A 25566-nucleotide genomic window follows, 5' to 3' on the forward strand; every position below is an offset into this window, starting at 1 on the left:
TGGAGCATTCATTCCAGAGACCGCTCAGTTATCATTTAGAAATGCCAACTAGCCGTGAGGTTCGCCGCACATCCTATTTCTCCCGTCGCCGATGGCCCCGTGCCCTGGGCTTTCTGGTGCTGCTCGCTGCAGCCTCCCTGCTGTCCTTTTACGCCCTTTCCAATTCGGATCAGGCGATCGGTGACCCGCGCACCGGAACGGCCGCGGAAGGACCCGCTGTCCCGAAGGTTCCCCAGCTGGACATCCTGGGAGACTCCTACGTGGCCGGCTCCTCCGAGGGCGGCATCGGACCGGCCAACTGGACCCGGCTGGTGGGAACCCGCTTCTACGAACAGGGCCCCCAGGTGGAGATGAGCGTCATGGCCCAGCCCGGCTCCGGTTACCTCACCCGCGGCGCCACTGATCTGGTGTTCCGGGAAGCCGCCACGCTCCGGCTTCGCTCCACCGCCGACGTGGTGGTGGTCTTCGGAAGCCGCAACGACGGCCGGCAGACGGACATGGCCATGTACCAGGCGGCCAAGATGCTGTACTCCGACATCCACGACATTGCCCCTCAGGCCAAGGTGGTGGTTTTCGGCCCGGTGTGGGTGGACGCCGATGTCCCGGACTTCATCTCCGCCAACAACGCGGCCATGGCCCGGGCAGCTGCCGAGGAAGACGTCCAGTACATCGATGCCCTGGCCGAAGGCTGGTTTGCCGGCTCGGAGCAAGGGCTGATCGGCGAGGACGGCATCCACCCCACCGATGTTGGCCACGCTTACCTGGCCGAGAAGATCTTCCCCGTTCTGAACGAGGTCATCCGGAACCTCCCCCCGGCCGCCTAGCCCGCCCCGCTCTCCGAAGTTCATGCCGGCCCGCCGGCATCTTCGGCACCGGGCTCCGCGGGGAACCTGTTGCCCAGTTCCGCGGGCTGGGCCGTGGAGCCGTACACGCGGTTTGCGCCCACGGTTCCCTTGACCACAGTCATCGGCTGGACGACGGCGGACTCCCCGATGCTGGACCCGCCCAGCACCATGCAGCGCGAGGTAATCCAGGCGCCGTCGTCAATCCGGATGGGACTGGTGACCAGCCCCATGTCCGTCCGGACGCGGTGGCTGCCCGTCGTCAGGAAGGTCTCCTGCGAGATCACGACGTCCGATCCCACGTAGACGTGGTCCTGGTTGTGGAACCAGACGCCCTCGCCAATCCAGGTGCGCTCCCCGATGTGCAGCTTCCACGGCGACTTCACCCGCGTGCGCGGACGGAAAATCACGCCCTCCGCGATTTCCGCGCCAAACGCCCGAAGCACGGCCACGCGCAGGCGTGAACTGATCTGCCACGGGTTGGTGACGAACACCAGTTCGCAGGCGGACCAGAGATACACCACGGCGCGCGGCTTCCCCCACGATTCCCCGGCACCGGGGGCAAGGGACAGGTCAATCGGAGGACGACGGCGCCGGCGGCTGCCGCCGTCGTCGTCCTCCTGCGGGTTCCCCGCCGGCGGCTGCCGGGCTGAACGCTGTGCATGTTCGAGCATCATGAGACCTTTCGTGTACTGTCCCGGAGCCCGGGGGCCGCCGCATGCGCGGGACGGACCCGCGGCGGAACACCGTCGGACTGCTGGGCGGCGGCTTCCGCCAGGCCGTCGGGAAAGCCCGCCGCCCGGGCCGGGCGCTCGGCCAAACCTGCCGGAGCACCGGGGAGCCCCGCCACGGCATGCTTAAGCACCGCTTCAAAGCGGTCCGCGATGGGCCCGATGCCGAAACGGTTTTCGGCTATGCGCCGTCCGCGTGCCCCAGCCGCCTTCGCTGCCGCCGGGTCCTCATCCAGCCTGCGCAGCCAGCCCACGGCTGCTGCCACCCCGTAGTCGGTGGGCGGGCCCACAAACCCGGAGGCTTCCTTGATGTCATCCGCCGCCGGGTTGTCCTCCGGCATGAGCCCCAGAATGGGGCGGCCGGCCGCGAGCGAGGAAAGGACCTTGCTGGGAATCGAGAACCGGGAAGCTCCCGGTTCCAGAATGGTCACCAGGACGTCCGCGGAGCCCAGCATCTCAGGCAGGTCTGCCGCCGGCTGGAACGGCAGCAGGGTGACCGGAAGTTCCGGTTCCCGGGCCAGGTCCTCGCGCAGCATGTCGATGCCCTCGCCTTCGGATGCCACAATCAGCCGCACCGGCAAACCAGCGGAGAGCGATTCGCGCAGCAGCGCACCGAGCAACAGCGGATTGTGCTTTCGGCCCAGGGTTCCCGCGTAGAGCAGCCGCAGCTCCCCTTCGTGCGGAAGGTGGGCGGCTGACCACGCGTTGTCCCGCGGACGGGGCGTGATTTCATCGATGGGTGCCCAGTTGGGAATGATCGTTACGTGGCCGGTGTCCAATCCCCACTGCCGGTAGGCCTGGCGGAACTCCTCACCGATCGCCACAACCTGGCGGGCACCACTGACCACACCTGCCTCCATCCGGCGCACGACGGCGCCGCCTGTGCCGGCAGCAGCGCCGGGGAGTTTGCGGCCCAGTTCCTCGGAGATCGCATTGCTGAACAGGTCCTGGTGCCAGAGCACCCACGGCAGGCCCCGCCGGGCAGCAGCCCGCCGGAAGTCCGCGAGGGCAAAGAGCGGCACGTTGCAGGCAACCACGCAGTCGGGAACGGTTTCCTTGGTGTGGGCCAGCCAGGCCGCGGCATAGGAGCGTTCAAACCGGATGCGGCCCACCGCGCTGTATTTTTGGAACGGCTGTTTTGCGGTCAGCGGCGAGAAGTTCAGCAGCTCCGAGTCCGCCGCCGTGCGTTCCAGCGTTCCTTTTCCGCTGCCGTACTGCGTGGAATACACGTGATCCACCGAGTGTCCGCGCGCAGCCAGTTCCCGGGACAGTTCGGCCTGAAAGGGATGGCCGGAAAAGTCATGCACTTGGATTCGCATGGCTCAGACCCTCTGCGCCTTGACCTGGTCCTGGATCCATTCGTAGGTCCGCTCCAGTCCCTCCTGCAGGCTGATGGACGGTTCCCACCCGTAGGTGGCCTTGAACAGGGTGTTGTCGCTGTTGCGTCCGCGGACACCCTGCGGTGCATCCAGCTTGTAGCGGCGGTTGACGATGGTTCCGGAAATCTGCTCCAGCTTGTCAGCCATCTGGTTGATGGACACCAGTTCGGCCGAGCCGAGGTTGACGGGTTCCGCGGAATCTCCGTTCATGATTTCGAGGATGCCGCGGACACAGTCATCGATGTACATGAAGCTGCGGGTCTGCTCCCCGTCTCCCCAGATTTCCAGGTCCAGTTCCCCGGTCAGGGAGGCATGGGCAAACTTCCGGCACAGAGCGGCCGGCGCCTTTTCCCTGCCGCCTTCCCAGGTTCCTTCCGGGCCGTACACGTTGTGAAAGCGTGCCACCCGGGTCTGCATGCCGTAATCCTCCTGGAAGTGCCGGCACATCCGCTCGGTAAAGAGCTTCTCCCAGCCGTAACCGTCTTCGGGCTGCGCCGGGTAGGCGTGTTCTTCCTTCAGGGCCACAACATCAGCGGAGGTCTGGTGGTCCGCGGCGTAGACGCACGCCGAGCTGCTGTAGAAGAAGCGTTCCACTCCGGCGTCGCGGGCGGCAACCAGCATGTGGGTGCTGGTCAGGACGGTGAGCATGCACAGCGCCTTGTTGTTCTCGATGAACCCCATGCCGCCCATGTCCGCTGCCAGGTTGTACACGTGCTGCATTCCCCGGCTTACCTCGTGTGCCGTTTCCAGCAGTGAGCAGTCGCCCTGGATGTTCTCTGCCGAGTCGTGGACCTGGTACCACTCGTCGAGGGGCTTGCAGTCCACGGCCCGCACTTCATGGCCTTCGCTGATGAGCCGCGCCACAAGATGGCCGCCGATGAATCCGCCGGCTCCGGTAACAAGAGATTTCATGGTTGTTTCGCTTTCTCTAGAGGGGACCAGCCGAAGCCGGAGGAAGTTTTTAGTAAGCGCCCACTGGCCGGCGGACAACGCCCACCGTGCGCCAAAGGATTCGGAGGTCGCCGGCCAGCGACCAGTTTTCGACGTAGTAGAGGTCCATTCGCACGCCCTCTTTCCAGTCGAGTTCGGACCGGCCGTTGATTTGCCACATCCCGGTCAGTCCCGGCTTGATGTAGAGCCGGCGGTGCACCCGGCCGTCGTACTGCGCCACTTCACGGGGCAGCGGCGGACGGGGGCCGACGAGGGACATGTGGCCCCGGAAGACATTCCAGAACTGCGGCAGCTCGTCCAGGGAGTGTTTGCGCATCCATCTGCCCACCGAAGTCACCCGGGGATCGTGTTCCATCTTGAAGAGCACCCCGGAACCTTCGTTGCGGTCCAGCAGGCCGGCCAGATCGTCTTCGGCGGACTGCACCATGGACCGGAACTTGAGCATCTCGAAGGACTTCCCGTCGCGGCCCACCCGTTCCTGGCGGAAGATCACCGGACCGGGGCTGTCCCTTTTGACCAGGACGGCCAGCACCGCGAAGACCGGAATCAGCATCACCAGGGCGGCAAGGGAGAGCACCACGTCCAGGCCGCGCTTGAGCACGTGCTTGCTGCCCGAGAACTGCGGCAGCTCCACGTGCATCAACGGAAGGCCCTCCACCGGGCGGGTGTGGATGCGGGGACCGGCAACGTTGGTCAGGCCGGTGGTGAGGATCAGCTGGGTGGCGGACTCTTCCAGTTCCCAGCCCAGTTCCTGCACATAAGAGCTGGGGCCCTTGACCCGGCCTGCCACGATCACGGCATCCGCCCGCAGGCGCCGGACGGCACTGACAATGGTGTCCTGGTCCGCCACCACGGGAATCGGTTTGGCGGCAGTGCCGCATTCCCGGTGGCCGGATGACGTCAGCGCAACACCGATCACCTGGTAGACAGAGTTTTCCCGGCGCTGGATCTGCTTGGCCACGTAACGGACATCTTTGGGCCGGCCCAGGATGATCACCTTGGACAGATAGCGGCCCCTGGCACGCTGGCCTTTCAGCCACTGCCGAAGCAGCAGCCGGCAAAGGATGAGGCTGCCGAGGCCCACGGGGAAGGCAAGGGCAAAGTATCTGCGGGAGATGTCCACCTGGAAGGTGAGGCAGAAGACGGCGATCAGTCCCATCACGATCACCGTGGAGCTGATGACGCGTTTGTACTCGTCCACGCCCGAGCCCACGATCCGCGCATCCCGGGTGCGGTAGACGGCCAGTGAAGACATCCAGGCCATCCAGATTCCGGCGGAAACTGCCAGGTAGGGGATGTTCAGCCTCCCGCCGCCGGACATGTACTCGGTGCTCACGCCAAACCGCGTCAGGTGGGCCAGGGTCACGGCCAGGGTTACTGACACCAGGTCAGAGACATGGAGAATTTTTCGGTACTTGTTGGTCCAGCGGACGCCGTCGCTGGCCTGGCGTGGCGCAGGTCCCGCGAGCTTGAAAGCGGAAGGGGAAATGGTGGAGGACAGTGCCCGTTTTGGCCGGAGTCCAGCATCTTTAAGGTCGGTCACCGAGACTCTCCTATGTTGCTAAAACGTCCGAAGGGGCCGACGGCGGCTGGGGGGAAGCCTTGGTCTCAAGAGGCTTCGACACCGTCGACCCCGCTCGGGGGACCGGCGCCGAGGGCGCCGGAAGATTGATTTGCGGGGCGGTCTATCGGTTTCCACCGGGATATTCCCACCGGGAGCACCGCGCACTCGGACCGAAACTTCCAGCCGTACGTGCGGTGATAGCCCGCATCTTTTCCCTGCAAATCAATCAACACACCAAAGACTAGGAGGGGCATTTAGGCCCTGCACGAGTAATGGTTACTCGACTCCTCAGGCCAATTTCTCCCTCTGCGGGAGGGATACCTAGCGCTACTTGGCCGGACAACCGAGCCGCCGCACCTTGAGGGATTTAAACCCCAAAAGCCCCGCTGCGGCCCTGGATTTCAGGGGCACAGCGGGGCTGATGGGGCAGGACCTATGCGGACGTCCGGGCTATTCCATGGCCGCCGAACTCGCACCGGGTTCCAGCGCCAGATAAGCGGCTTCCAGGTCCGCGCGCCGGCTGATGCCAAGCTTGACGTAAATCCGGTAGACGTGGCCCTCCACCGTCCGCTGGGAGAGGGTGAAGTGCGCCGCCACATCCTTGGTGCTGGCACCGCCGAGCAGCAGATCGACAATCTCATGCTCGCGGCGGGTCAGCCGGACCAGGTGCAGCGACGGGCTCAGGTAGGACACCGTCACGCCGGCCAACTCTCCCCGGCGGCGGCGCAGCTGCTGAATCAGCGCACGCTGCCGGCGCAGGTTGCCGTGGACACCGTAAAACCGGATGGCATGGCCAATGCTTTCCACGGCGAGCAGATACTTGCGGTGCCGCACGGCTTCATCCGCTGCCGCCACCATGAGATCCGGGTTGCCCGAAACCACCGCACGGGCGTAGGCGTTCAGCGCCTGCGCCTCTCCGCCTTCAAACTCCGCGCTGACGTCCTGCAGGCGTGCCGCATAACGCAGGTCGCCGACGGCGAGGCACAGTTCCAGGATGTCCTTCTCCGCCGCGAGGTAACCTTGCTCCTTCGCCTGTGCGGCAAAGTCCGCCAGCTCTGCCGGCACGCTGCCGTCCGGTTCGGGTGAAGCCAGCGCCGCGGCCGCATAGGCCTGGCCCATCAGCCACAGCGGACGCGGCCCCGGGTAGCCAATGCTGCGCAGCTCCTTGGCGTAACGGGCTGTCTGGCTCCGGTCCCCCACCACCGTGGAGGCATAACCGGCTAGCCCGAGGGCGTAGGGCAGCAGCATTTCCGGGTCCGAGATCCGCAGTGCTTCCACTGCCGGGTGCAGCCGCTGCAGCCCTTCACGCAGCCGGCCCTGGTGGATCTCCACCGCTCCCTCGAAGACACCCATGGTGCCGCCGTAGGCGATGAGCTGCTCCGGTGTGCTGTCCAGCTTGGCATCGAGAAGGCGCTCCAGCTCAGCGAAGCGGCCGCCGTGAAGCAGGCCCTGCGCATGACGCACCACTGCGGAACCGCAGTGCACATGCACCGGCCCGCCGAGCCGCGAAATCAGCTCCAGCGCCGCGCTGGAGTGTTCCAGCGCGCTGCTGATTTTTCCGCGGGAAGTCAGGATTTCCGCCATCAGTTGATGGGCCGCCACCAGCCACAGGGCCTCCGGTCCGGCCTGTTCCGGGCGGGCCCCCTGAAGGAACGGGGCAAGCCGGTCCATCGCCGAGGAGTGATCCCCGGCGGCGACCAATGCCACGATGCGCAGCAGTTCGGCACCGGCGGCCGCCTCGGCAGCCGGTTCGGCTGATCCCTCCCCTGATCCTTCCCCCGTACCTGTGCCTGTGCCTGTGCCGCGGGACGACAATTCAGCGGAGACGGCCAGCCAGTTCCGGGCGAGGCTCTCCAATTCCCCTGCGTTCCGGCCTGACCGGACACAGATCAGGGACATGGCCAGTGCTGCCCGGCGCAAGGTCTCCTCATCCGGAACCGGCGTTGCCTGTCCGGGTTCCAGGATTTCCCCGAGCAGGTCCCGTGCATGGGCATACTCGCCCATTTCCACCTGCGCGGCTGCTATTTCCACCCGGGCCGGCAGCAGATGCGGGCCCTCTTGGACTGCCGACGCGAGGCGGGCAGCCAAAGACGACCGGCCGTCGTCGTTCGCTGCCCGGGCCGCCTGCAGGAGTTCCTCCTCCGCGACGGCATCCCCGCAGTCCAGCGCCCACTCGAGGCGGCGCAGCCAGGCCTGCTTCTCGGACGGATGAGTGAGATCAGGCCCGGCTCCGGCGTCCAGGCAGGACAAAACCCTGGCGCGGATGGCTGCACTGCGGACAGCCGGAACCAGGAACCGGATGGCGTCCGCGTGCAGGGGCCGGGCCAATGACAGCGATTCGGAGGGGCCGGGCACTGTGGACAGGACCCCTTCGGCAAGGAGGGCATGCACCGGGGCCGGCCCGCAGACGGCAATCAGGACGGAGCGGGGCAGCGGCTGGGCCAGTGCCAGGGTTTCCAGGGTGTCGCGTTCCTCTGCGGTCCTGCCGCTGAGGTGTCCCTTGACCTGGTCCACCACACCGGTGACCAGTCCGTTCGGTTCGCCGCGCAGGAACCATGCTCCGTTGCCTTGGGCCAGCACTCCCAGTTTGCGTGACTGTGACAGCAGGGCTTTCAGGTACAGCGGGTTGCCCCCTGATGCCCGCGCCAGCAAGGCGCTGGAGGCCCGCAGCAGAGGTCCGCCCAGGACTCCCTGGCAGACTTCGTGGACCGCATCCGGGGACAGCGCCCCCAGATCGATGCGTGCCAGCAGCCCGTCACGCGCGAGGGAAAGCAGTTCGTGGATGCTCAGGGCACGCGGCCGGGTCAGCACCAGCAGCCGCAGTTCCCCGGACATGGCCAGCTGTGTCAGCACGTGGCAGCTGGCTTCGTCCAGGTAGTGGGCGTCATCGATGACCAGCAGCGGCTGGGGGCTGCCCGTCTCGCTGATCCGGCGGAAGTGGCGGCGGATGGTCCGGAGCACGGCAAGGGTCGAGTCCATGTCCTCGGGACCGGCGTCTTCCAGGTACGGCGAGAGCACGCCGTAGGGCATGCGGGACAGGACGGGGCTGCCGTGGATGAAGGACGGGGTAACAATTCCGTCCAGGCGCTCCAGGACGTGGTCCGCGAGCGCCGATTTCCCCATGCCTCCCTCCCCCACGATGACCACTCCGCGCATGCCCGGTTCGAGCAGCCGCGACGTAGCCTCCTGCGCTTCCCGGTCCCGGCCAAACAGGGCCGCCCGGACGGCGTTGGCTGCGGGATGTGCGCCTGTCATTTGCGTGCCCCTGACTTGTCCGCAATGACTTTGGCCAGCTCCCGCCGGCTCCCTACATGGAGCTTGGAATAAACCTGGTACAGGTGCCCCTCCACGGTCCGCACCGAGATGTTCAGCTCAGCGGCAATGGCTTTATTGCTGGTTCCCCCAGCAGCCATGCGCGCGATGGAACGTTCCCGGAAGGTCAGGGCGCCCAGGTACTCGTCCGCCCCGTCGGTTCCCTCGGCCGGCTGGACTTCGGCTCCGCGCCGGCTGCGGTGAATGAACCGGACCGTGGCGCGGTCGCCGGCGCCGGAGGCCACCGCCAGTGCCCGTTCGGAGGCTTCCTTGGCGAACAGGACGTGCCCGGCCGCTTCCCCCTGCTCACCGGACTGGATCAGCAGCTGGGCGTCATAGCTTCCCACCCCCTTGGCATACGTTTCGCACATCCGGGCGAAACTGCCCTGCTGGTGGGCGGCTACGCTCAGCACGCGGTCAAGGTTCTCCATGTCGCCCAGCCGGACTGCGCTCAGCAGCGAAAGCAGCTCATAGGAGTACGCACCGCGGCGGTGGTCATGGGCGGACAGGTCAACGAAGCGGCGGGCGGCCTGGGGTGCGCCCAGGGCTGCCTCGGCCAGGGCGGCGAAGTGTCGGGCGGCCCGGCGCATGGTCCAGGGACCGCCGTCGGCCGCTTTGGCGCGGAGCTGCAGATGCGCCTCCGCACCCTCCCTGTCCTTTTGCAGGGCAAGGCAGTACGCCGCTGCCGCTGCCGCCATGGGGAGCATGGATTCCGGTCCGCTCAGCCGCAGCTGGGCGACGGAAGGCACCAGGCAGCGAAGCGCCGGGCCGGGATTTCCGGCGTAGGCGTGCAGCAGTCCGCCGGCGAGTTCGCTGAACATCCCGGGCAGCAGCGTCTGGCTGCCGTGGCGGATCTGCTGCTCCAGCACGCTGCGCGCGCTGCTCAACGCACCGATGGCGAAATGGACGTGGATGATCCGGGCCAGGGACCGGGTGCGGCAGTCGCGGCCGACGTCGGGGTCCTGGAGCAGGCGTTCCATTTCCTGGGTCAGCTCCACCGCCTCATCCTGCCGGTCGGTCATGCCCAGCGCCTCGCAGAGCCAGGAACCGATCAGGACACGGAACTCCTTGTCCTGGCCGGAGGAGTCCGCCTGCAGCGGCGCCAGGAACACGGCGTTTTCGAGGAACCTGCCGTGGGTGGAATTGCACTCTGCACGGGCCAGGATCAGCTGCCGGTTCAAGGCGGCGACGTCGGTGCGGGCTACTGAGCCGTCGGCGGCCAGCTCTGCCGCCAGCTGCTCGGCCTTGGCCAGCAGCTCTTCATGTTTCTTGGCGGCGCCCGGCGGCAGCATCCCGGCTGGACCGTCAGCGGCGAGCGCGCCGGTGGCTGCCATGCACAGCACCCGGTTCTCGGCGATCAGCAGCCGCGCTTCCTCCAGCGGATCGGGCTGCCGGCCCCTGGCCCGGTAGGTGCCCAGGGCGGAAAGAGCCGCCCCGTACTCCCCTGCTGTCATCCGGGCGGTCACCAGCTCCAAAACTGCTTCCGGGTTCTTCGCATAACCCTTGCTGCTGGTGAGGAAACGGACCGCGGCCGCGGTGTTTCCGGCAGCATTTGCCGCCCGGGCTGCGACGACGGCGGTGGCGGTATCCAGCACCTCACCGCTGTCCAGCTGCCACTTGGCCAGCCGGGACGGGTCCACAACCGACGTAACCGGGTCGATTGCGGCGTCGTCCTGCGCGTTGGAGGATTCACCGGCACGCCCCCCAGCCGGAACCGCCTCCCGCAACCGGTTCAGGAGACTCTTTCGTGTGCTCTCGCTCAGGGAAAGGCAGACGGCGCCGGCCAGCACCTGGTCACGGATCATGACGTGCGGAACGCCGTGCTGTTCCACGGAGAGGATTCCCTGCTCCTGCAGGGTGTCCACTTCCCCGGGCTCCACGTCATGCACGGCAGTGGCCAGCGGCAGCGAACCGGCCAGGGCAATGGTCCGCACCAACACCAGCTGCCGGTCCGTCAGCTCGTCCAGCCGGGCCAGCACGGTGTCCGTGACGCGCCCGGCGGCTACGGGTATCCGCGGCTGCAGGACCCAAACCTTTCCGCTGCTGCGAAGCCTGCCGGACTCACGGTAATCGGCGCAGCCCAGCGCCAGCAGATGCGGGTTTCCCCCGGTATGGCGGTGCAGGTTGGCCACTGCGGACCCGGAGACGGGGCCGCCCAGCTGAGCTGACAGCAGTTCTGCCGTTTCGGGAAGATTCAGCGGCTCCAGATCCACGCGGGACAGGATGCCCTCACGCCAGAGACCGGCGAATTCCGCCGGTGCCCGGCTGAAATCACGGAAGCAGGCCAGCAGGCCGGCGGTACGGCTCAGCACCATTTGGCTCAATGCCATGGCGGAGAATTCGTCGAGTTCTTCGGCATTGTCCACTGCGAGCAGAACAGTTCGGCCGTGTGCGCGTTCCTGGATCAGGCGGGTGAGTCCGCGCAGGATCAGGACCGGATGCGATGAAACGTCCGGATCAAGGTCCGACAGAAGGAACGTCAGCGCGCCGAAGGGAGTACGTCCGGAGAACGCCGAGCCCCGGACGTGGACCACATAGGTATCCGGCCCGCACTGCCGCAGTACGTGGTGGATGAGGGCGGTCTTCCCGCTTCCGGCCTCCCCCACCAGGATGCAGCCGGCGCCGCCGCCGGAGGTCAGCCGGTCGAGGATGGTCCGGGTGACTGCCCTGCGGCCCACGAACAGTGGCGGCGCGGATTCTTCCCGTGCTGCCGCGTCCGGTCCCGGGATTCCGGGCAGGGAGGAGGCGGCGCCCAGGAACTCCGGGCGGGACGTGGGCTGACGTAGGACATGGGACGGTGTACTGCTGTTCTGCACGGTGAGACCCGTTTCTGCCGGTGATCTGTGCCCTGCCCCAAGGTCAGCAACACAGATCATGTTCTATACCTGCCGTCACAGTAGGAGCAGAACAGAGTGCGAACACGAGTACCGTGTACCAGTCGAGCAGAGCCACTACTTAGATTCGGGTACACACACGAACCGGAACCACTTGGTTCTTGAGTACCCGGCAGGGGAATTGCTCAGTAGTGCCGTTCGGCCGAGGCCGCTGGCCCGGCGGCGCTATGTGCCGCTTCCGGTGCTTTCTTCCGGCGTGCCGAGGATGGCCCGCAAGTCGCTGCGGCCGGAAACGTGCAGGTGTGCAAATACCCGGCCCAGGTGCCAGTCCACCGTCCGCGCCGACAGGTGGAACCGCCGGCCGAGAGCTGCACTGGTTTCCCCGGCAGCTGCGCGGAGCCCCAGCTCACGCTCCATATCCCCCAGCTGGGCGAGTCTGAGCTGAACACTGTTGGCCGGCGAGAGGTCACGGAAGGATTCATATTCCAGATGCCGCACCCGCCGCAGCAGGGCCCGGCTGGTGCCGCCGGCTGCTCCCAGTGCGCCGGCTGCGCAGGCCGCTGCGTGGACAAGCCGGGTGTTCTGCTGCCGTCGGGCTGTTCCGCTGGCTTCGATCAGGGCGGGAATGTCATTGTTCAGCAACCCGGCTGCCAGCTCCCGCAGCCCGGTGGCCAGGGTGCCCGTGGCGTGGGCGGCTGCCGCAGCAAGTGCCGACGCCGCCGGCTCGGACCCCAGCAGGGCGGCAGCGGCGTAGCTCAGGAGTGCGTCGGGCACATTCTCCTCAGCCATTGCCTGCGCGGCTGACATGCGCAGTTCCTCTGCCTTCGTGTCCGGTTCCCCCGCCGAACCTGACCGACCCGACAGGATCCGGAAATATCTGACAGCGGCGTCCACGGGAGGATCTGCCCGGTACCGGGGTTCCGGCGGAAACTCCACCTCCGGGGCCTTTCCCGTCTGCCGCTTCAATTCGCCGCAGTACGCTGCGGCTGCGAACGCCAGGGGAAGCATTTCATCCGGATCGGAGGATTCCAGCTGCGCCAGCGCCGGCGTCAGGAACTCCAGGGCAGCATCTCCCCGGCCGGCGTAGGCATGCACCAGTCCGGTGGGCAGTTCCGTTCCGGCGGAGGTGCGGAGCCCGGATCTGCCGCCCGGGTCGGCCGCCGCATTGGTGAGTTCCAGGGCTTCGCCCAATTCCCCGCAGCGAATCAACAGGAAGAAAAGATGGTGGAAGAAAAGCTCGCGGCTCCGCGCGTCCGCTTCCAGGCCTGCTGCCAGTCTGGACCGGACCAGCGTCACCAGTTCCATGGCCTCGGCGAAACGGCCGGCAGCAGCATGCTGCTCCGCCAGCCGGATTGCTGCCCACAGCCGTGCGGCGGGAGTAACGGCGGGATCCTCCAGATCATCGGCCAGGGATGCCGGCAGCTGATGAAGCCTGTTGTCCAGGGACAGAAGCTCCACCCGTGCCAGCGTTGCCTCCACCCTGGGTCCGGGACTGGCGCCGGTGTCCTCGGGCAGCAGCCGTTCCGCCTGCTCCAGCAGGGGCCACGGGTCCTCCGGGCGCCCGTGCATACGGGCTGCGGCCAGGGCACGGGCCCCCAGCAGCCGTAACTGCAGCTCCTCCTCAGCGCCGTCGCCGTCCGGTTCCGCGGCAGCGAGGACCCGGTGAGCCCCGGCATGGTTTCCGGCGGCGCGCAGCGCGGCGGCTTCCTCCAGGATCAGGGGCAGCGGTCGCGGGTGCGCCCCGGCCCGCGAGAACCGCAGGGCCTCCTCCGTGTCTCCGATTTCATTGGACCAGTGCGCAGCTGCCAGCGCCACGCCGGGGTCCAGGGCGAGGCCAACAGACAGCGACCACGCCGCCAGACCGGCAGCAGCCGCTCCGTTCAGCCCGTGCGGAGCGGCGATCAGGGAGACCTCCGACCAAAGATCCCGGCTGCGGCCGTAGGGAATCCGGGCTGCGATGGTTCCCGGCTGGAGGTTCCAGGCGAGGCGGACCGGCTGGCCGCGGCCGCCGTGAATGGTGATTAGTGAACTTTCTTCCAGGGCGTCCACAATGCGGGCCGGCACCAGGGAGAGCAGAACCTCCAGCGGCAGCTCCCGGCAAAGCGCCAGGATCTCCACGGCCCGCCGCTCCTCCTCAGTGAACCGGCGAAGCAGCGACTCCACCCGTTCCGGCAGTTCACCGGAATGGATGAGCGGGCCGGCCCAGGTCCAGTAACCGCGGCGCCGAACCAGCGACTTGGTGGCAAGGTGGTCGCGGCAAAGAAGAAGGGCCAGCAGCGGATTTCCGCGGCTGTGCTGCCAGAGCATCTCTTGGGCCAGGGTGGTGAGGGGCGCACCGGCCGCGGCAGCGAGCAGCTCTCCTGTCTGGTGCACATCCAGTGCACTCAGATCCACCCGCCGGAGGGCACCGTCGGTCCACAGCCGGACATATTCGCGGTGGCACCGGATCAGGTCTCCGCAGACCAGCAGGAGCGCAGCGGTGCCGCGGCGGCAGAGTTCCGCCGTGACGAGAACCGTCAGGTCATCGACCATCTCGGCGTTGTCAATGACAATGATGATCCGCCGGCCCGCTGCGTCGCGTTTCAGCAGTGCCTCCAGAGCCCGCAGCACCAGGACCGGATTAGCCAGCTCCTCCGGCGGCAGGTCGCTCAGCAGCCAGGCCAGGGCGCCGTACGGAGTCCGCGCAGAGAGGGTGCTGCCGCGAAGATGCACGGTAAATGCATGCCCGCAGAGCCCCACGACTTCCCTCGCGAGGGTGGTTTTGCCGATTCCGGCCGGGCCAAGGATTACCGCGCCGGATCCGTCGAGCGCAGCAAGAACGGCCGCGCGTGCGGCATCCCGCGGGTCCTCCCGCCGCGGCTGCCCGGACGGACCGCGGGCTGGAACCCGGGCAGAAGTCCGGGAGGGTTTTATGGGAATACTTGAAACCAGGGACTCGCGGGACGGGCCTGAATGCTGGAGAGTGCTCATCGGGGACCTCAATATGGCAGCGTGTGACCCGGCTGGCGGTTCTCAGCCGGGTGTTCGGCGAGACCTAACATCTCCCGGACCGTCAGCGGCACGGGAAGCAACCCCACCTTATGCTCCCGGCAATTCGCCGGGCACGCGTAAGGAGTACCCGGATGTACCGGACGCCACTGCGTGGACCTACTGTTGGGCAGCTGGCAGGCTACTGGTTTTTCCCGGGCTGCCCGGTTCCCAGAAGCTCCTGTTTCAGTTCCTCCCGCTTGCTGATGCCCAGCTTTTCGAAGGTCCGGTAGATGTGTCCTTCGACCGTGCGCACCGAGAGGAAGAGCCGCTCGGCAATCTCAGCATTGCGGTAGCCCTGCATTACGAGTGAGGCGACGTCACGTTCCCGGCGGGTGAGCACAGGCAGTCCCGCATTGGAATTCCGGCCGGCGGGCAGCCCGCTGTCCTGCTTGCCGAGAGTCCGCTGGACCCGCTGGAGCAGTGCACGGTCTCCGCTTGCCTTTGCCAGCCGGAGCGCTTCCTCTGCGCATTGCTGGGTCAGCCGCTCCCATTCGGGGTCGCTGGTGGAGCCGCAGCTGAGCAGCTCATCCACATCCTCATCCAGGACTGCCCGGGCAAAACGGTTCAGTATGGGCGCCTGCGGACCCTCGAATTCCTCGGTGATCTTCAGCAGCCGGCTCAGTCCGTCCAGGTCCCCGAGGGATACGGCCAGGTACCGCAGCTCCAGTTCCACGGCCATAAAGCCCGCTTCCTCCGCCTGGTCTGCAAACTCCCGGAGGGTTTTCGAGGGTTCCCGTTCCATCAGGATCAGCGACCGGGCAGCCGCCCGGTACCCGTTTGACAGCACGCGGTAGCTGGCGGGTCCCCGGGAAGACGGTCCGGCGCCGTCGGCCAGCAGTTCCTCCGCCGCGGGCATCTGCCCTTCCATCGCGGCTATCAGGGCGGCCAGTGCCAGGGCGAGTTCAAAGAGTCCCTCCGAGTCACTCGTACGCAGCCCCTCGACGGCAGCCAGGAGGTGGGTGAGTCCCGAGGCGTTGTCATTCTTTCGCAGATGCATCACGGCAAGGGAGAACTCCACGGCGCCGGCCACATGCACAATTCCGCCAAAAACCCCGGCGATGCCGCGCTGCGCAATGGCCTGGACCTCTTCCCACTCCCCCAGCCACAGCAGCGCGGTCAGATGGCGCTGGAGGACAAACTGGTAGTAGGAGAGAAACCGCTGTCCGCCGGCGTCAAGGATCCGCAGTGCCTCAAGTGAAATCCTGTAGGCACTCCGGGCACGGCCCGTTTCCGCCATGATCTCGGCCAGCAGCGTTCCGGCGATGAGCGTGGCTTCATCATCGCCGGCCTGCCGCGCGTCCTCGAGGATGGAATGCAGTTCCTCCTCTGCAGGGCGAAAACTACCTGCGCTGACCATGCCGACCAGAGCCAGCAGGCGTCCGCCGCGCCGCGAGGAAACGATGTCCGCGACCAGTTCCTCGCCGGGGTTTTCTCCGGCAGCGGCCTCAATACGGTCCACGCCGGCCAGCCAGTCCGCGGAGACGGCAGAGAGACCACCCCGGCCGCTTCGGTTCCGGCGGGCCAGTTCCACCCTGATGAGCACTGCCATTTTTAGGGTGGTCAGGTCAGCGGCGGCATCAGTTACACCGCTGACCAGTTCATGGGCCATCTCAAGGTTCCCGTCCTGAAGCCAGGCACGGGCGGCCTGCACTCTGGCAGCCATCGTCTGTTTCGGGCCCTTGACGGCGGTGGCCAAACGCAGCGCGGCGGCACTGTCAAAGTGGTTGTTCGCGCGGTAGGCGGCGGCCACGAGGGCGGAGTCCGGCACGTCCGCGCCGCAGTCCAGTGACCAGGTCACCAGCCGCAGCAGGTTGTCGGAGCTCTCCCGAATCGGAGCGGAGACGGTGAGCAGCCGACGGCGCAGGCGGGCGCTGCGGGCGGCGGGCACCAGTTGGCGGACCACGTCGCCGTACAAAGGGTGCAGAGGCCGCAGCAGTCTGGCCGGCTCCGCAGAAATGGTCACCAGTTTGGCTTCGGTCAGGGAGTCCACCGCGCGGTGCAGGCCGAGCTCAAAGGCCGCGGCCGCGGGCAGCGGTTCTGCCAGAGCGATAATTTCCAGCGCGTCGCGTTCCTCTTCGGTCAACCCCCAGAGCTGCGCGCGGAGCAGATCACCAAGCCGCCCCTCCGGCGGATGCATCTGTTCATGCAGCAGCCAGACACCGTGCCGGAACACGAGGCTGTCCACCCGGACGGTTTCGGACAACAACGCCAGCACGAGCATGGGGTTGCCACCGCTGACCCGGGCCAAATCACTGCTGGTGCTGGTCAGCACCGGACCGCCCAGTACCTGGACGCAGAGTTCGTGGACCTGGTCTTCGGTCAGCGGAAACAATTCATGCCGGGAAAGTGAACCCTCCCAGACCAGGTTGGACGCCGCGGCGGGGATGTCGGCAATCCGCCGGGCCAGGAGCAGGAGACGAATACGGGAAGCGGCAACAAGCTGTACCAAAAGGTCCGCTCCGGCCTCGTCCAGGCAGTCGGCGTCGTCGACTATCAGCAGCGGTGCGCCCGAAGGGCCCGGCTCGTTCCCGTCCGGAAACAAACGGTGCAGCAGTGAGCGCATCACGGCAAAAGGGGAATCAGCGTCCCCCGGGGCCAGGTCTGAGATCAGGGGTGCCAGCGAACCGAAGGGAACCTGCGCCAGGGATGAACTTGTGTGGATGCGGTGCACGGGGAAGCGGCCGTTCACCTTTGCGGCAACCGCTGACGCCAGGGCACTTTTTCCCATGCCGGCGTCGGCCACCACCACCGCGCCGTAACCGCCGGGGCGCAGGATGCTGGACATCACGGCATCGAGAACTGCCTCTCTGCCCACCAGCGGCCGCTCGCCAAACTCCTGTTTCATCAGCCTCCCCCCTGACCGTCCTGTCCTGTTTCGCCTAAGCCAGGACTTCGCTGAGCTCGGAGCGCCCCGAAACATGCAGCTTGTCGAAGATCTTACCCAGGTGCCAGTCGATCGTACGGGGAGACAGGTTCAATTCACCGCCAATTTCTGTTCGGGTTGCCGGACCTGCGGCCAGCCGGGCCAAATCTGCTTCAAACGGTGTCAGTGACTCCATCAGGACGGGGATGGAGTTGGCGTCGCAGAGTTCACGAAAGCTGAGGTGTTCAATGCTTCGGGCGGCCTTGGCCTGGGTGCGGCCTTCGGTATCGGTCCGGCCGTTCAGGAGGCGGAGTGCGGAGCCGGCAGCTGTGCAGGCCATCAGGACATTTCCCAGCGAGGAGGCCAGCTCGGCCGATTCCACCAGCAGTGCAGGGTCCTTTTGGTCCAGTCCTGCGCCAAAGCAGTACAGTGCCCGAGCCCACGTCCCGCTGGCGCCCGTCCCTGAGGCGGCCAGCTCACCTGCTGCCTCAGTGTCCCCGTGGCGTGCTGCCGCCGCCAGGCATTCAAGGGCCGGCATCACCAGTCCCTGCTCCCGGCAGCTGGCCGCCAGGACACGCAGTTCACGTCCCAGCAGCTGTGGGTCTGCGGCCAGTTCCGCCTGCAGCCGCAGCAGCCGGTCAAGGAACTGCAGGTGGGCCAGCGGCAGATACCGGTACTCCGGGATGTCTGCGGCAAGCTTCCCGGCCTCCGCCGGAGAGCCCAACAGCAACTGTACGTAGGCTGTTAACGTCCGGGTCAGGGGCAGCAGATCCCCCGGATCGCTCATCCGCAGCTGGGCGGCGAAAGGTACCAGCACCGAGCGTGCACGGTCTGCACGTCCCGCCAGCGTCTGCACCAGACCGGCGGCCGCTTCGTCGATGCCCCCCGGAACGGTTCCTTCGTCGTCCGCACCCCAGGTCCGTGCCACCAGGTCAAGCGCCCGGGCATACTCTCCGGCGGCAATCAGCGCCAGGACCATTCGCGCATGGACGGCAACTGAAACAGTTCGCGGCAAGGTGAGGGCGAACCCGACAGGTCCGGACTCCATGAGGTCCACTGCGTCATCCCCCCGGCCGGACAAAGCCAGGAACTGGGCCTGCAGGGCCATGGCCCGGGCCCGAAGAGCAGGCGGAAGCAGCAAATCCGTTCCCATGGCGGCGAGTTCTTCCGGCACGTCCCCCAAGCGGCCGGAGTCCACGGCAAGTGCACCGCGCGCCAGCACCAGGGCTGCCTCCCTTGTGCGGCTATGGGCTCCGGGGCGGTCTGCGTCAAGAGCCGCCTGCGCCTTTTCCAGCGCCTCGTGCGGGTCTCCGGCATTGGGAAGCCCCCTGAGCAGCCCAATCTTGTACTGCAGCAGCTCGGCCCGGCGGTCCTCATCCCGGAAGCCATCCGTTTCGCTCAGCTGTTCCAGCACACGCAGGGCTCCGTGGTTGTCACTGGAGGCGAAGAGCGCCCGCACTTCCTGCAGCAGCATCCCGGGGGTACGCCGGTCCGGGGCTACGGAAGAGACATAGCGCAGGGCCAGCTCCGTATTTCCGGCGGCGACGGCCAGTCCCGCCGCCCGCTCTGCGGTCTCTGGATCCAGTGTTCCGGAGCACCCCAGCGTCCAGCAGGCAAAGCCGGCCAGGGCTGCGGGCCCAAGTCTTGCGGGGTCAATAATCGCAGCAACTTCTTCCCAGAGTTCCCGGCTCCTGCCCGGAGCTATGCTTCCGGCGATGGCTGCCGTTGAACTTCCCGGAGCAAGACGGATATTTCCGGCAGGGGAAACGCAGGTCAGGCGTTCCTCTTCCAGGGCGTCCACGGTTTCTGCGGGAATCAGCTGGAGCGCTGTGTCCAGCGGAAGCTCCTCGCAGAGCGCCAGGAGCTGGATCAATGAGCGCTCAGCCGGGGGACGCCGCTTCAGCCGGACCGCCACCACCTCCGCCACCTGCGCGGAAAACTGCAGCGGCTTGACCAGGACCCATACTCCGTCCCGCTCAATCAGGTTGCCTTCCGCTGCCTGTTCGCGGGTGAGCAGCCGGGTGTAGTACGGGTTTCCGCCGGAATAAACGTGCACCGCGTACGCGGCAATCGATGAAACGCTGCCTCCGAGAATGCTCTCCATCAGCTCCCCGGTCTGCGCGCGGGTGTAGGGAGCAAGGTCTATCCGGTGGAGCAGGCCTTCGGTCCAGAGCGCAAGAAACTCCGGGGCCGCGCCGTACAGCGATTCGGCAGAAGCCAGGACGAGAGCCGAGGAGCGCCGAACCAGTTGGGAGACCACCATTGCGGTCAGGTGATCGAGGTGCTCCGCCCGATCCACCAGCAGCAGCAGCCGCTTCCCGTCCGCCTGGTCCAGCAAGAGCTGCTCCAAATCCTGCAGGAGCTGGGCGGGGCGGGCGGCCAGTCCCACGGACAGGCCTGAAATCAGCGAGGCGAGGGCACCGAACGAAGTCCGCTGGGACACGACGCTTCCGCGAATGGCCACCGCATGGAATTCCGGTCCTGCCGCCGCGCGGACAAGGGTGGTCTTCCCCAGGCCAAAGGCGCCCACGACGACGGCGCCGCTGCCGGATTCCAGCGCGTCCGCCAGCTCCGCCAGGGAATTCTCCCTGCCGATGAGATAACCGGATCTGCTGTCTCTTTGCACATCGAACATCTTGTAGCTCCACGCCCCCCGGCCGTCGAATGCTCTACTTACAGGTGCCTCTCACCAAAGCTCCCAGCAGCTGGTGGGCGGCTGGGAGCTTGAATCGTATTACGACGGCGAGGGCACCTGTCATTGGTGTGAGCGTACGCGGGATGCCGGGTTTCGTCCACAACATAGGAAGTTATGGACTTTTGCGTCACAGCAAATGCAGGTGATAAAAGAAAAGGGACCGGCGCCGGGATGGGGGTGGCCCAGTCTCGGAGGCCTCCCGACGCCGGCCCCAGCTTTTGAGTGCCCTAAGGCATGCCTCAATATTAGGCACGGGAAACGGGTCCAACAATGGGTCTGCGGGCTTTTGGTGGAACGGGAGCCTTACCTGTCTTCCCAACCGGACTACCTGCCAACTAGGCCGGGGTGTGGAATTTCTGCTGGGCGGCAGTGAGCCCTTCGGTTAGCAGCAGCTCTACGGCGTCCGCCGCATCTCCAATGAGGAAGGGCAGTTCCTTGGCCTCGGCGGGCGGGAAGTTTTTGAGGACGTAGTCGGCAGTATCCATGCGGCCGGGGGGACGTCCCACTCCAACGCGGACCCGGAAGTAGTCCTTTGTGCCCAGCGCCCGGCTCATGTCGCGGAGCCCGTTGTGCCCGCCTTCGCCGCCGCCGGCTTTAAGTTTGATGGTGTTGAAGGGGATATCGATTTCATCGTGTACGGCCACCACGTGGTCCGCCGGAATATCGAAGAACTTGGTCAGCGCCGAGACGGGGCCGCCGGAGAGATTCATGTAGGTCTGCGGCTTGGCCAGGATGACGCGGGGTCCGCCGATGCCCAGGCGCCCCTCCAGAATCAGGGCGCGGGATTTGTGGCTCTTGAAATTCCCGCCCACGCGTGAAGCCAGATCATCCAGGACCATCTGGCCGATATTGTGCCGGTTGCGGCTGTAGTCGGGCCCGGGGTTCCCGAGCCCGACTACAAGCCAGGTGTTGCTGTTCACTGCAGGTACTGCTCCTTCGACAAGAACCGGACGGCTCCGTTACGGGGAGCAGACCCCGGAGATGAATTAGACCTCTGCGTCAACTTCGGCAGCTGCAACGGCAATCTGCTCATCAGACGGCGCGCCCAGGTCCTGGACGACGGACTCGGAGATGTTGATGATCATGGTCTCGGGGTCCAGCAGCAGCTCAACGCCGGCCGGCAGTTCCAGGTCCTTGGCGTAGATGTGCTCGCCGGCCGTGCGGCCTTCGATGCTGACCACGATGGTTTCCGGCAGGTTGGTGGCATCGGCGGAAACCAGAACCGTGTTGGCTTCCTGGTTGAAGACTGCTTCGCCCGGTGCCAGTTCGCCCTCAACGTGAACGTTGACCTCAACCTCAACCTTTTCGCCCTTGCGGACGGTCAGGAGGTCGATGTGCTCGATGATCTGCTTGATCGGATCGCGCTGGATGTCCTTGGCCAGGGCCAGGTGGGACTCGCCGTCGATGTCGATTTCCAGCAGGGCGTTGGACGTGCGGACTGCCAGGGTGGTTGCCTTGGCCGGCAGCAGGATGTGCATGACCTCGGCGCCGTGGCCGTAGATGACTGCGGGGATCATGTTGGCAACGCGTGCCTTGCGGGCTGCACCCTTGCCGAATTCGGTGCGGACGGTTCCTGCGAGCTTCTGCTCAGACATTTCAAACTCCTGATATTGGATGTTCCGTGGTTGCCGGGACGAAGGCGCCGGTTATGGGAACAGCGCCGCGCGCTTCGCTCCGATCCGAAGATCAGGCACGCACGGTCAGAAGTTGCCAGCCACCGTCGATAACGGAGTACTGCCCGAATATTTTCGGGCCTCTCCCTCGCCTAGGCATCGCAGATAATCCTACCAGCACAGCGCTGCCCGTCCGAACCACCGCCCTGGAAGGAGCGGATGATTGGACGGGCAGCGCGGGTGATGCAGTTATTCGATTGGAGATGCCGCAGCGGAAGGAGTTACGCCTTGCCGTCGAACAGGCTGGTGACGGAACCGTCTTCGAAGACTTCCTTGATGGCCCGGGCGATCAGCGGTGCGATGGAGAGGACAGTCAGCTGTTCAAAGCGCTTTGCCGCGGGGATCGGCAGCGTGTTGGTGACCACGACTTCGCGGGCACCGGACTCGGCCAGCGTGCGGGAAGCCGGCTCCGAGAGCACGGCGTGCGTGGCTGCGATAATGACGTCCTTGGCGCCTGCTTCCATCAGGACGCGCACGGCTCCGGCAATGGTTCCGCCGGTGTCGATCATGTCATCGATGAGCACGCAGGTACGTCCCTGAACCTGGCCAACAACCTGCTTGGACACAGCCTGGTTGGGAACCGTCAGGTCGCGGCTCTTGTGCACGAAGGCCAGCGGGGAGCCGCCGAGGCGCTCGGCCCACTGCTCGGCAACACGGACACGGCCGGTGTCCGGGGACACCACGGTCACGTTGGAAACATCCACGCGGGTGCGGATGTAGTCCGCCAGCAGCGGGATGGCCATCAGATGGTCCACCGGGCCGTCAAAGAAGCCCTGGATCTGCGAGGTGTGCAGGTCAACGCTCATGATGCGGTCGGCGCCGGCGGTCTTGTACAGGTCCGCGATCAGGCGGGCGGAGATCGGCTCGCGGCCGCGGCCCTTCTTGTCCTGGCGGGCGTACGGGTAGAACGGCGACACTACGGTGATGCGCTTGGCGGAGGCGCGCTTCAGTGCGTCAACGGTGATCAGCTGTTCCATCAGCCAGTTGTTCATCGGGGCCGGATGGGCCTGGATGACAAAGGCATCGGTTCCGCGGACGCTTTCTCCGGGGCGGACGTAGATCTCGCCGTTGGCGAAGTCATAGGCAGCCAGCGGAAGCAGGTCCGTGTCGAGACAGCGGGCAATTTCCTCGGCCAGCTCCGGGTGTGCCCGGCCGGTGGCAAGGACAAGCTTCTTTTCACCTTGTGCGGTGATTTCGCTGCTCATTAATGATCGCTTTCTCGCGTGGGGGTATCAGTTTCTGAGGAGGTTTTGGAAGCGGCCGCCGCCGCAGCATCGGCTGCGGCTGTGCCGGGACGGTTGGTCAGCACCCAGCCGTCGAGGTTGCGCTGAGGCGCCACGTTGATGGCCAGGGAGCCGGCCGGAACATCCTTGCGGACCACGGTTCCAGCTCCACTGTACGCGCCGTCGCCCACTGTAACGGGGGCCACATACATGTTGTCGCTGCCCATCCGCACATGCGATCCGATGGTCGTGTGGTGCTTGTTGACGCCGTCGTAGTTCACGAAAACGGATGCGGCGCCGATGTTGGACTGCTCACCGATAGTGGCATCCCCCACATAGGAAAGATGCGGAACCTTGGAGCCCGCGCCGATCTGAGCGTTCTTGGTTTCCACGAAGGTGCCGATCTTGCCCTTGGCGCCCAGGACCGTGCCGGGGCGCAGATAAGCGAAGGGACCGACGTCGGACCCGGCGCCGAGGCGTGCATCGGAGCCGTGGGTGCGCACCACTTTGGCGCCCTCCCCCACCACCACGTTGGTGAGGGTGGTGTCCGGGCCGACGACGGCGTCGCGCGCCACCGTGGTGGTGCCGTGCAGCTGGGTGCCGGGCAGGATGGTGACGTCTTCGTCGAGGGTGACGGAGGCATCGATCCAGGTGGTGGCCGGGTCCGCGATGGTGACGCCGGCGCGCATCCAGCGGATGAGGTTGCGGCGGTTGTGTTCGGCGTTCAGGGCGGCAAGCTGGACGCGGTCATTGGCGCCCTCCACCTGCCAGAAATCGTCGGTCACGACGGCGGCAACGCGTCCGCCGCGGGCACGGGCGATCCCGAGCACGTCGGTCAGGTACATCTCGCCCTGCGAGTTGTCCGAGGTCACTTCCGACAGTGCGGCGCGCAGCACGGCGGCGTCAAAAGCGTAGATGCCGGAGTTGATTTCCGTGATGGCGCGCTGGGCGTCGTCGGCGTCCTTGTGTTCCACGATGGCCGTGACGGTGCCGTCTTCGGCGCGCAGAATCCGGCCGTAGCCGGTGGGATCCTCCAGCCGGGCGGTGAGCACGGTGACGGCGTTGGCATCGAGTTCATGCACGGCAACGAGTTCGCGGAGGGTGTCCGCCTCCAGCAGGGGCACGTCTCCGTAGGTGACGACGACGGTGCCAACCAGTTCGTTGAAGGCCTCCAGCGCCTGCAGTGCCACCTGGACGGCCCGGCCGGTTCCGGGGATCTCATCCTGGTCCACGATCACGGCCTCCGGCGCGGCGGCCGCAACGTGTTCGGCCACCCGGTCCCGCTCGTGCCGGACCACCACGGCGAGGGCGCGCGGCGCCAGTGCCTGTGCGGCGGCCAGGGCATGGCCCACCATGGAGGTTCCCCCGACGGGGTGAAGAATTTTGGGTGTCCGCGATTTCATCCTCGTGCCGGCTCCCGCCGCCAAGACGATAACCGCTGCCGGCCCGCCGCCGCGGGAGCTCTCTGTGGATTCAAGATCCTGTGTGGTCACGAAAAAGCGCTCCTGTGGTGGTACGGCCGCTGGTGGGGGCTGCAGACCGGGTCCGGCCCGGTGCTCCTGCCGTTCCGCCCATAGGATTCGAACCTATACTCCACGGCTCCAAAGGCCGGGGTGCTGCCATTACACCAGGGCGGAAAATGTGCCGGTTGCCCCGCACACAAGAGTTTAGTTTGCCATGCCGGCCGATGCCTTCGCGACTTGGGTCCCCGGCACGTGTTCCGCGTACGGCGCGCGCGAGCCTCCCGGCACGGGTTTTGCAGCCGGATCGGCCGAAGTTTGCAGGCCTTAGACTGTGGGAGTGGCAAGAAATCCGGCGGCAGGCGCCCGCCTTCGCATGACCGGCGTGCAGCGGCGCGCACAGCTGATTGAGGTGGCCCGGGGGATGTTCGCCCTGCGCGGCCTCGACGGAGCAACCATCGAGGACATTGCCGCTGCGGCAGGTGTCTCCAAACCGGTGGTCTACGAACACTTCGGTTCCAAAGAGGCGCTCTACACCGAAGTGGTGGACGCCGAGTTCAACCGGCTGCTCGCCGTCATCACCGACGCACTGGGAGCCGACGCCGGACCCCGGATCCTGATTGAACGTGCGGCCTACGCACTGCTGGACTATATCGAATCTCACACCGACGGTTTCCGCATCCTGGTCCGGGACGCCCCGCCGTCGCAGCCCGAAGGCACCTTTGCCACCCTGCTCTCCCAGGTCACCGGCGATGTGGAGCACATCCTCGCCAAGGAGTTCAGCAACCGGGGACTCAGCGCAGAAGTGGGCGGCATGTATGCGCAGATGCTGGTGGGGATGGTTGCGATGACCGGCCAGTGGTGGCTGGATGCCCGCACCCCGGACAAGGCAACCGTGGCAGCGCATCTGGTGAACCTGTCCTGGAACGGTCTCACCGGGCTGCAGAAGGATCCGCAGCTTCGCCATATGCAGCAGTCCACTCCGGAGGTCCTCACGCTCTCAGCCGTG

General features: G+C 66.3%; 14 protein-coding genes, 1 tRNA gene and 1 pseudogene. 2 read left to right on the forward strand and 14 right to left on the reverse strand.

The window, feature by feature from the left end:
• Positions 1–41: 41 nt before the first annotated feature.
• Positions 42–824, forward strand: a complete 783-nt coding sequence (locus tag AC4D2Q_RS07710) for an SGNH/GDSL hydrolase family protein (protein WP_490945922.1) — start codon at positions 42–44, stop codon at positions 822–824.
• Positions 825–844: 20 nt separating this feature from the next.
• Here AC4D2Q_RS07710 and AC4D2Q_RS07715 read toward each other — a convergent pair whose 3' ends face one another.
• The 14 genes from AC4D2Q_RS07715 to AC4D2Q_RS07780 all read right to left on the reverse strand — a co-directional run bounded on the left by AC4D2Q_RS07715 (position 845) and on the right by AC4D2Q_RS07780 (position 24734).
• Entirely contained in the window at positions 845–1519 is a 675-nt protein-coding gene (locus tag AC4D2Q_RS07715) for an LbetaH domain-containing protein (protein WP_490945923.1), read from the reverse strand.
• Positions 1516–2892 carry a glycosyltransferase gene (locus tag AC4D2Q_RS07720; protein ID WP_490945924.1) on the reverse strand — a complete coding sequence of 459 codons (1377 nt, stop codon included), beginning with the start codon at positions 2890–2892 and terminating at the stop codon, positions 1516–1518. Before AC4D2Q_RS07720 ends, AC4D2Q_RS07715 begins: the two co-directional genes overlap by 4 nt.
• A gap of 3 nt (positions 2893–2895) precedes the next feature.
• A complete protein-coding gene (locus tag AC4D2Q_RS07725) occupies positions 2896–3864 on the reverse strand; it encodes an NAD-dependent epimerase/dehydratase family protein (RefSeq protein WP_490927148.1) in 969 nt (322 codons plus the stop codon).
• A gap of 49 nt (positions 3865–3913) precedes the next feature.
• Positions 3914–5446, reverse strand: a complete 1533-nt coding sequence (locus AC4D2Q_RS07730) for a sugar transferase (RefSeq protein WP_490945925.1) — start codon at positions 5444–5446, stop codon at positions 3914–3916.
• A gap of 471 nt (positions 5447–5917) precedes the next feature.
• Positions 5918–8722: an AAA family ATPase gene (locus tag AC4D2Q_RS07735; protein ID WP_490945926.1), complete on the reverse strand. Its 2805-nt coding sequence runs from the start codon at positions 8720–8722 to the stop codon at positions 5918–5920.
• Positions 8719–11595, reverse strand: a complete 2877-nt coding sequence (locus tag AC4D2Q_RS07740) for a helix-turn-helix transcriptional regulator (RefSeq protein ID WP_490945927.1) — start codon at positions 11593–11595, stop codon at positions 8719–8721. Before AC4D2Q_RS07740 ends, AC4D2Q_RS07735 begins: the two co-directional genes overlap by 4 nt.
• Positions 11596–11838: 243 nt before the next feature.
• Entirely contained in the window at positions 11839–14583 is a 2745-nt protein-coding gene (locus AC4D2Q_RS07745; RefSeq protein ID WP_490945928.1) for a helix-turn-helix transcriptional regulator, read from the reverse strand.
• Between the two features lie 199 nt (positions 14584–14782).
• Positions 14783–17488, reverse strand: a complete 2706-nt coding sequence (locus tag AC4D2Q_RS07750; protein ID WP_490945929.1) for a LuxR C-terminal-related transcriptional regulator — start codon at positions 17486–17488, stop codon at positions 14783–14785.
• 34 nt (positions 17489–17522) lie between these two features.
• Positions 17523–20141, reverse strand: coding sequence for a helix-turn-helix transcriptional regulator (locus tag AC4D2Q_RS07755; RefSeq protein ID WP_490945930.1), 2619 nt, complete (start codon positions 20139–20141; stop codon positions 17523–17525).
• Positions 20142–20536: 395 nt separating this feature from the next.
• Positions 20537–21121: an aminoacyl-tRNA hydrolase gene (gene pth / locus AC4D2Q_RS07760; RefSeq protein WP_490945931.1), complete on the reverse strand. Its 585-nt coding sequence runs from the start codon at positions 21119–21121 to the stop codon at positions 20537–20539.
• A gap of 66 nt (positions 21122–21187) precedes the next feature.
• Complete coding sequence (locus AC4D2Q_RS07765) at positions 21188–21796, reverse strand: 50S ribosomal protein L25/general stress protein Ctc (RefSeq protein WP_490945932.1); 609 nt, start codon at positions 21794–21796, stop codon at positions 21188–21190.
• 299 nt (positions 21797–22095) lie between these two features.
• Positions 22096–23079: a ribose-phosphate diphosphokinase gene (locus AC4D2Q_RS07770; RefSeq protein WP_490945933.1), complete on the reverse strand. Its 984-nt coding sequence runs from the start codon at positions 23077–23079 to the stop codon at positions 22096–22098.
• The gene (glmU, locus tag AC4D2Q_RS07775; RefSeq protein WP_490945934.1) at positions 23079–24590 is read right to left on the reverse strand and encodes a bifunctional UDP-N-acetylglucosamine diphosphorylase/glucosamine-1-phosphate N-acetyltransferase GlmU; all 1512 of its coding nucleotides are present in this window, start codon (positions 24588–24590) and stop codon (positions 23079–23081) included. The genes AC4D2Q_RS07770 and glmU overlap by 1 nt, the downstream gene beginning before the upstream one ends.
• A gap of 72 nt (positions 24591–24662) precedes the next feature.
• Positions 24663–24734, reverse strand: a tRNA-Gln gene (locus tag AC4D2Q_RS07780).
• Positions 24735–24933: 199 nt separating this feature from the next.
• Between AC4D2Q_RS07780 and AC4D2Q_RS07785 the strand changes: the two are divergent.
• A pseudogene (locus AC4D2Q_RS07785) lies at positions 24934–25521 on the forward strand (TetR/AcrR family transcriptional regulator); the annotation flags it as partial.
• Between the last annotated feature and the right edge of the window lie 45 nt (positions 25522–25566).

Source organism: Arthrobacter sp. TJ-178, from assembly GCF_058269275.1.

What these genes read in the sequence shown, in the direction of transcription:
- AC4D2Q_RS07710 (WP_490945922.1), top strand. Translation starts at nt 42, where the DNA reads ATGCCAACTAGCCGTGAGGTTCGCCGCACATCCTATTTCTCCCGTCGC.
- AC4D2Q_RS07725 (WP_490927148.1), bottom strand. Translation starts at nt 3,864, where the DNA reads ATGAAATCTCTTGTTACCGGAGCCGGCGGATTCATCGGCGGCCATCTT.
- AC4D2Q_RS07765 (WP_490945932.1), bottom strand. Translation starts at nt 21,796, where the DNA reads ATGTCTGAGCAGAAGCTCGCAGGAACCGTCCGCACCGAATTCGGCAAG.
- AC4D2Q_RS07720 (WP_490945924.1), bottom strand. Translation starts at nt 2,892, where the DNA reads ATGCGAATCCAAGTGCATGACTTTTCCGGCCATCCCTTTCAGGCCGAA.
- AC4D2Q_RS07750 (WP_490945929.1), bottom strand. Translation starts at nt 17,488, where the DNA reads ATGAAACAGGAGTTTGGCGAGCGGCCGCTGGTGGGCAGAGAGGCAGTT.
- AC4D2Q_RS07745 (WP_490945928.1), bottom strand. Translation starts at nt 14,583, where the DNA reads ATGAGCACTCTCCAGCATTCAGGCCCGTCCCGCGAGTCCCTGGTTTCA.
- AC4D2Q_RS07735 (WP_490945926.1), bottom strand. Translation starts at nt 8,722, where the DNA reads ATGACAGGCGCACATCCCGCAGCCAACGCCGTCCGGGCGGCCCTGTTT.
- AC4D2Q_RS07770 (WP_490945933.1), bottom strand. Translation starts at nt 23,079, where the DNA reads ATGAGCAGCGAAATCACCGCACAAGGTGAAAAGAAGCTTGTCCTTGCC.
- AC4D2Q_RS07755 (WP_490945930.1), bottom strand. Translation starts at nt 20,141, where the DNA reads ATGTTCGATGTGCAAAGAGACAGCAGATCCGGTTATCTCATCGGCAGG.
- AC4D2Q_RS07715 (WP_490945923.1), bottom strand. Translation starts at nt 1,519, where the DNA reads ATGATGCTCGAACATGCACAGCGTTCAGCCCGGCAGCCGCCGGCGGGG.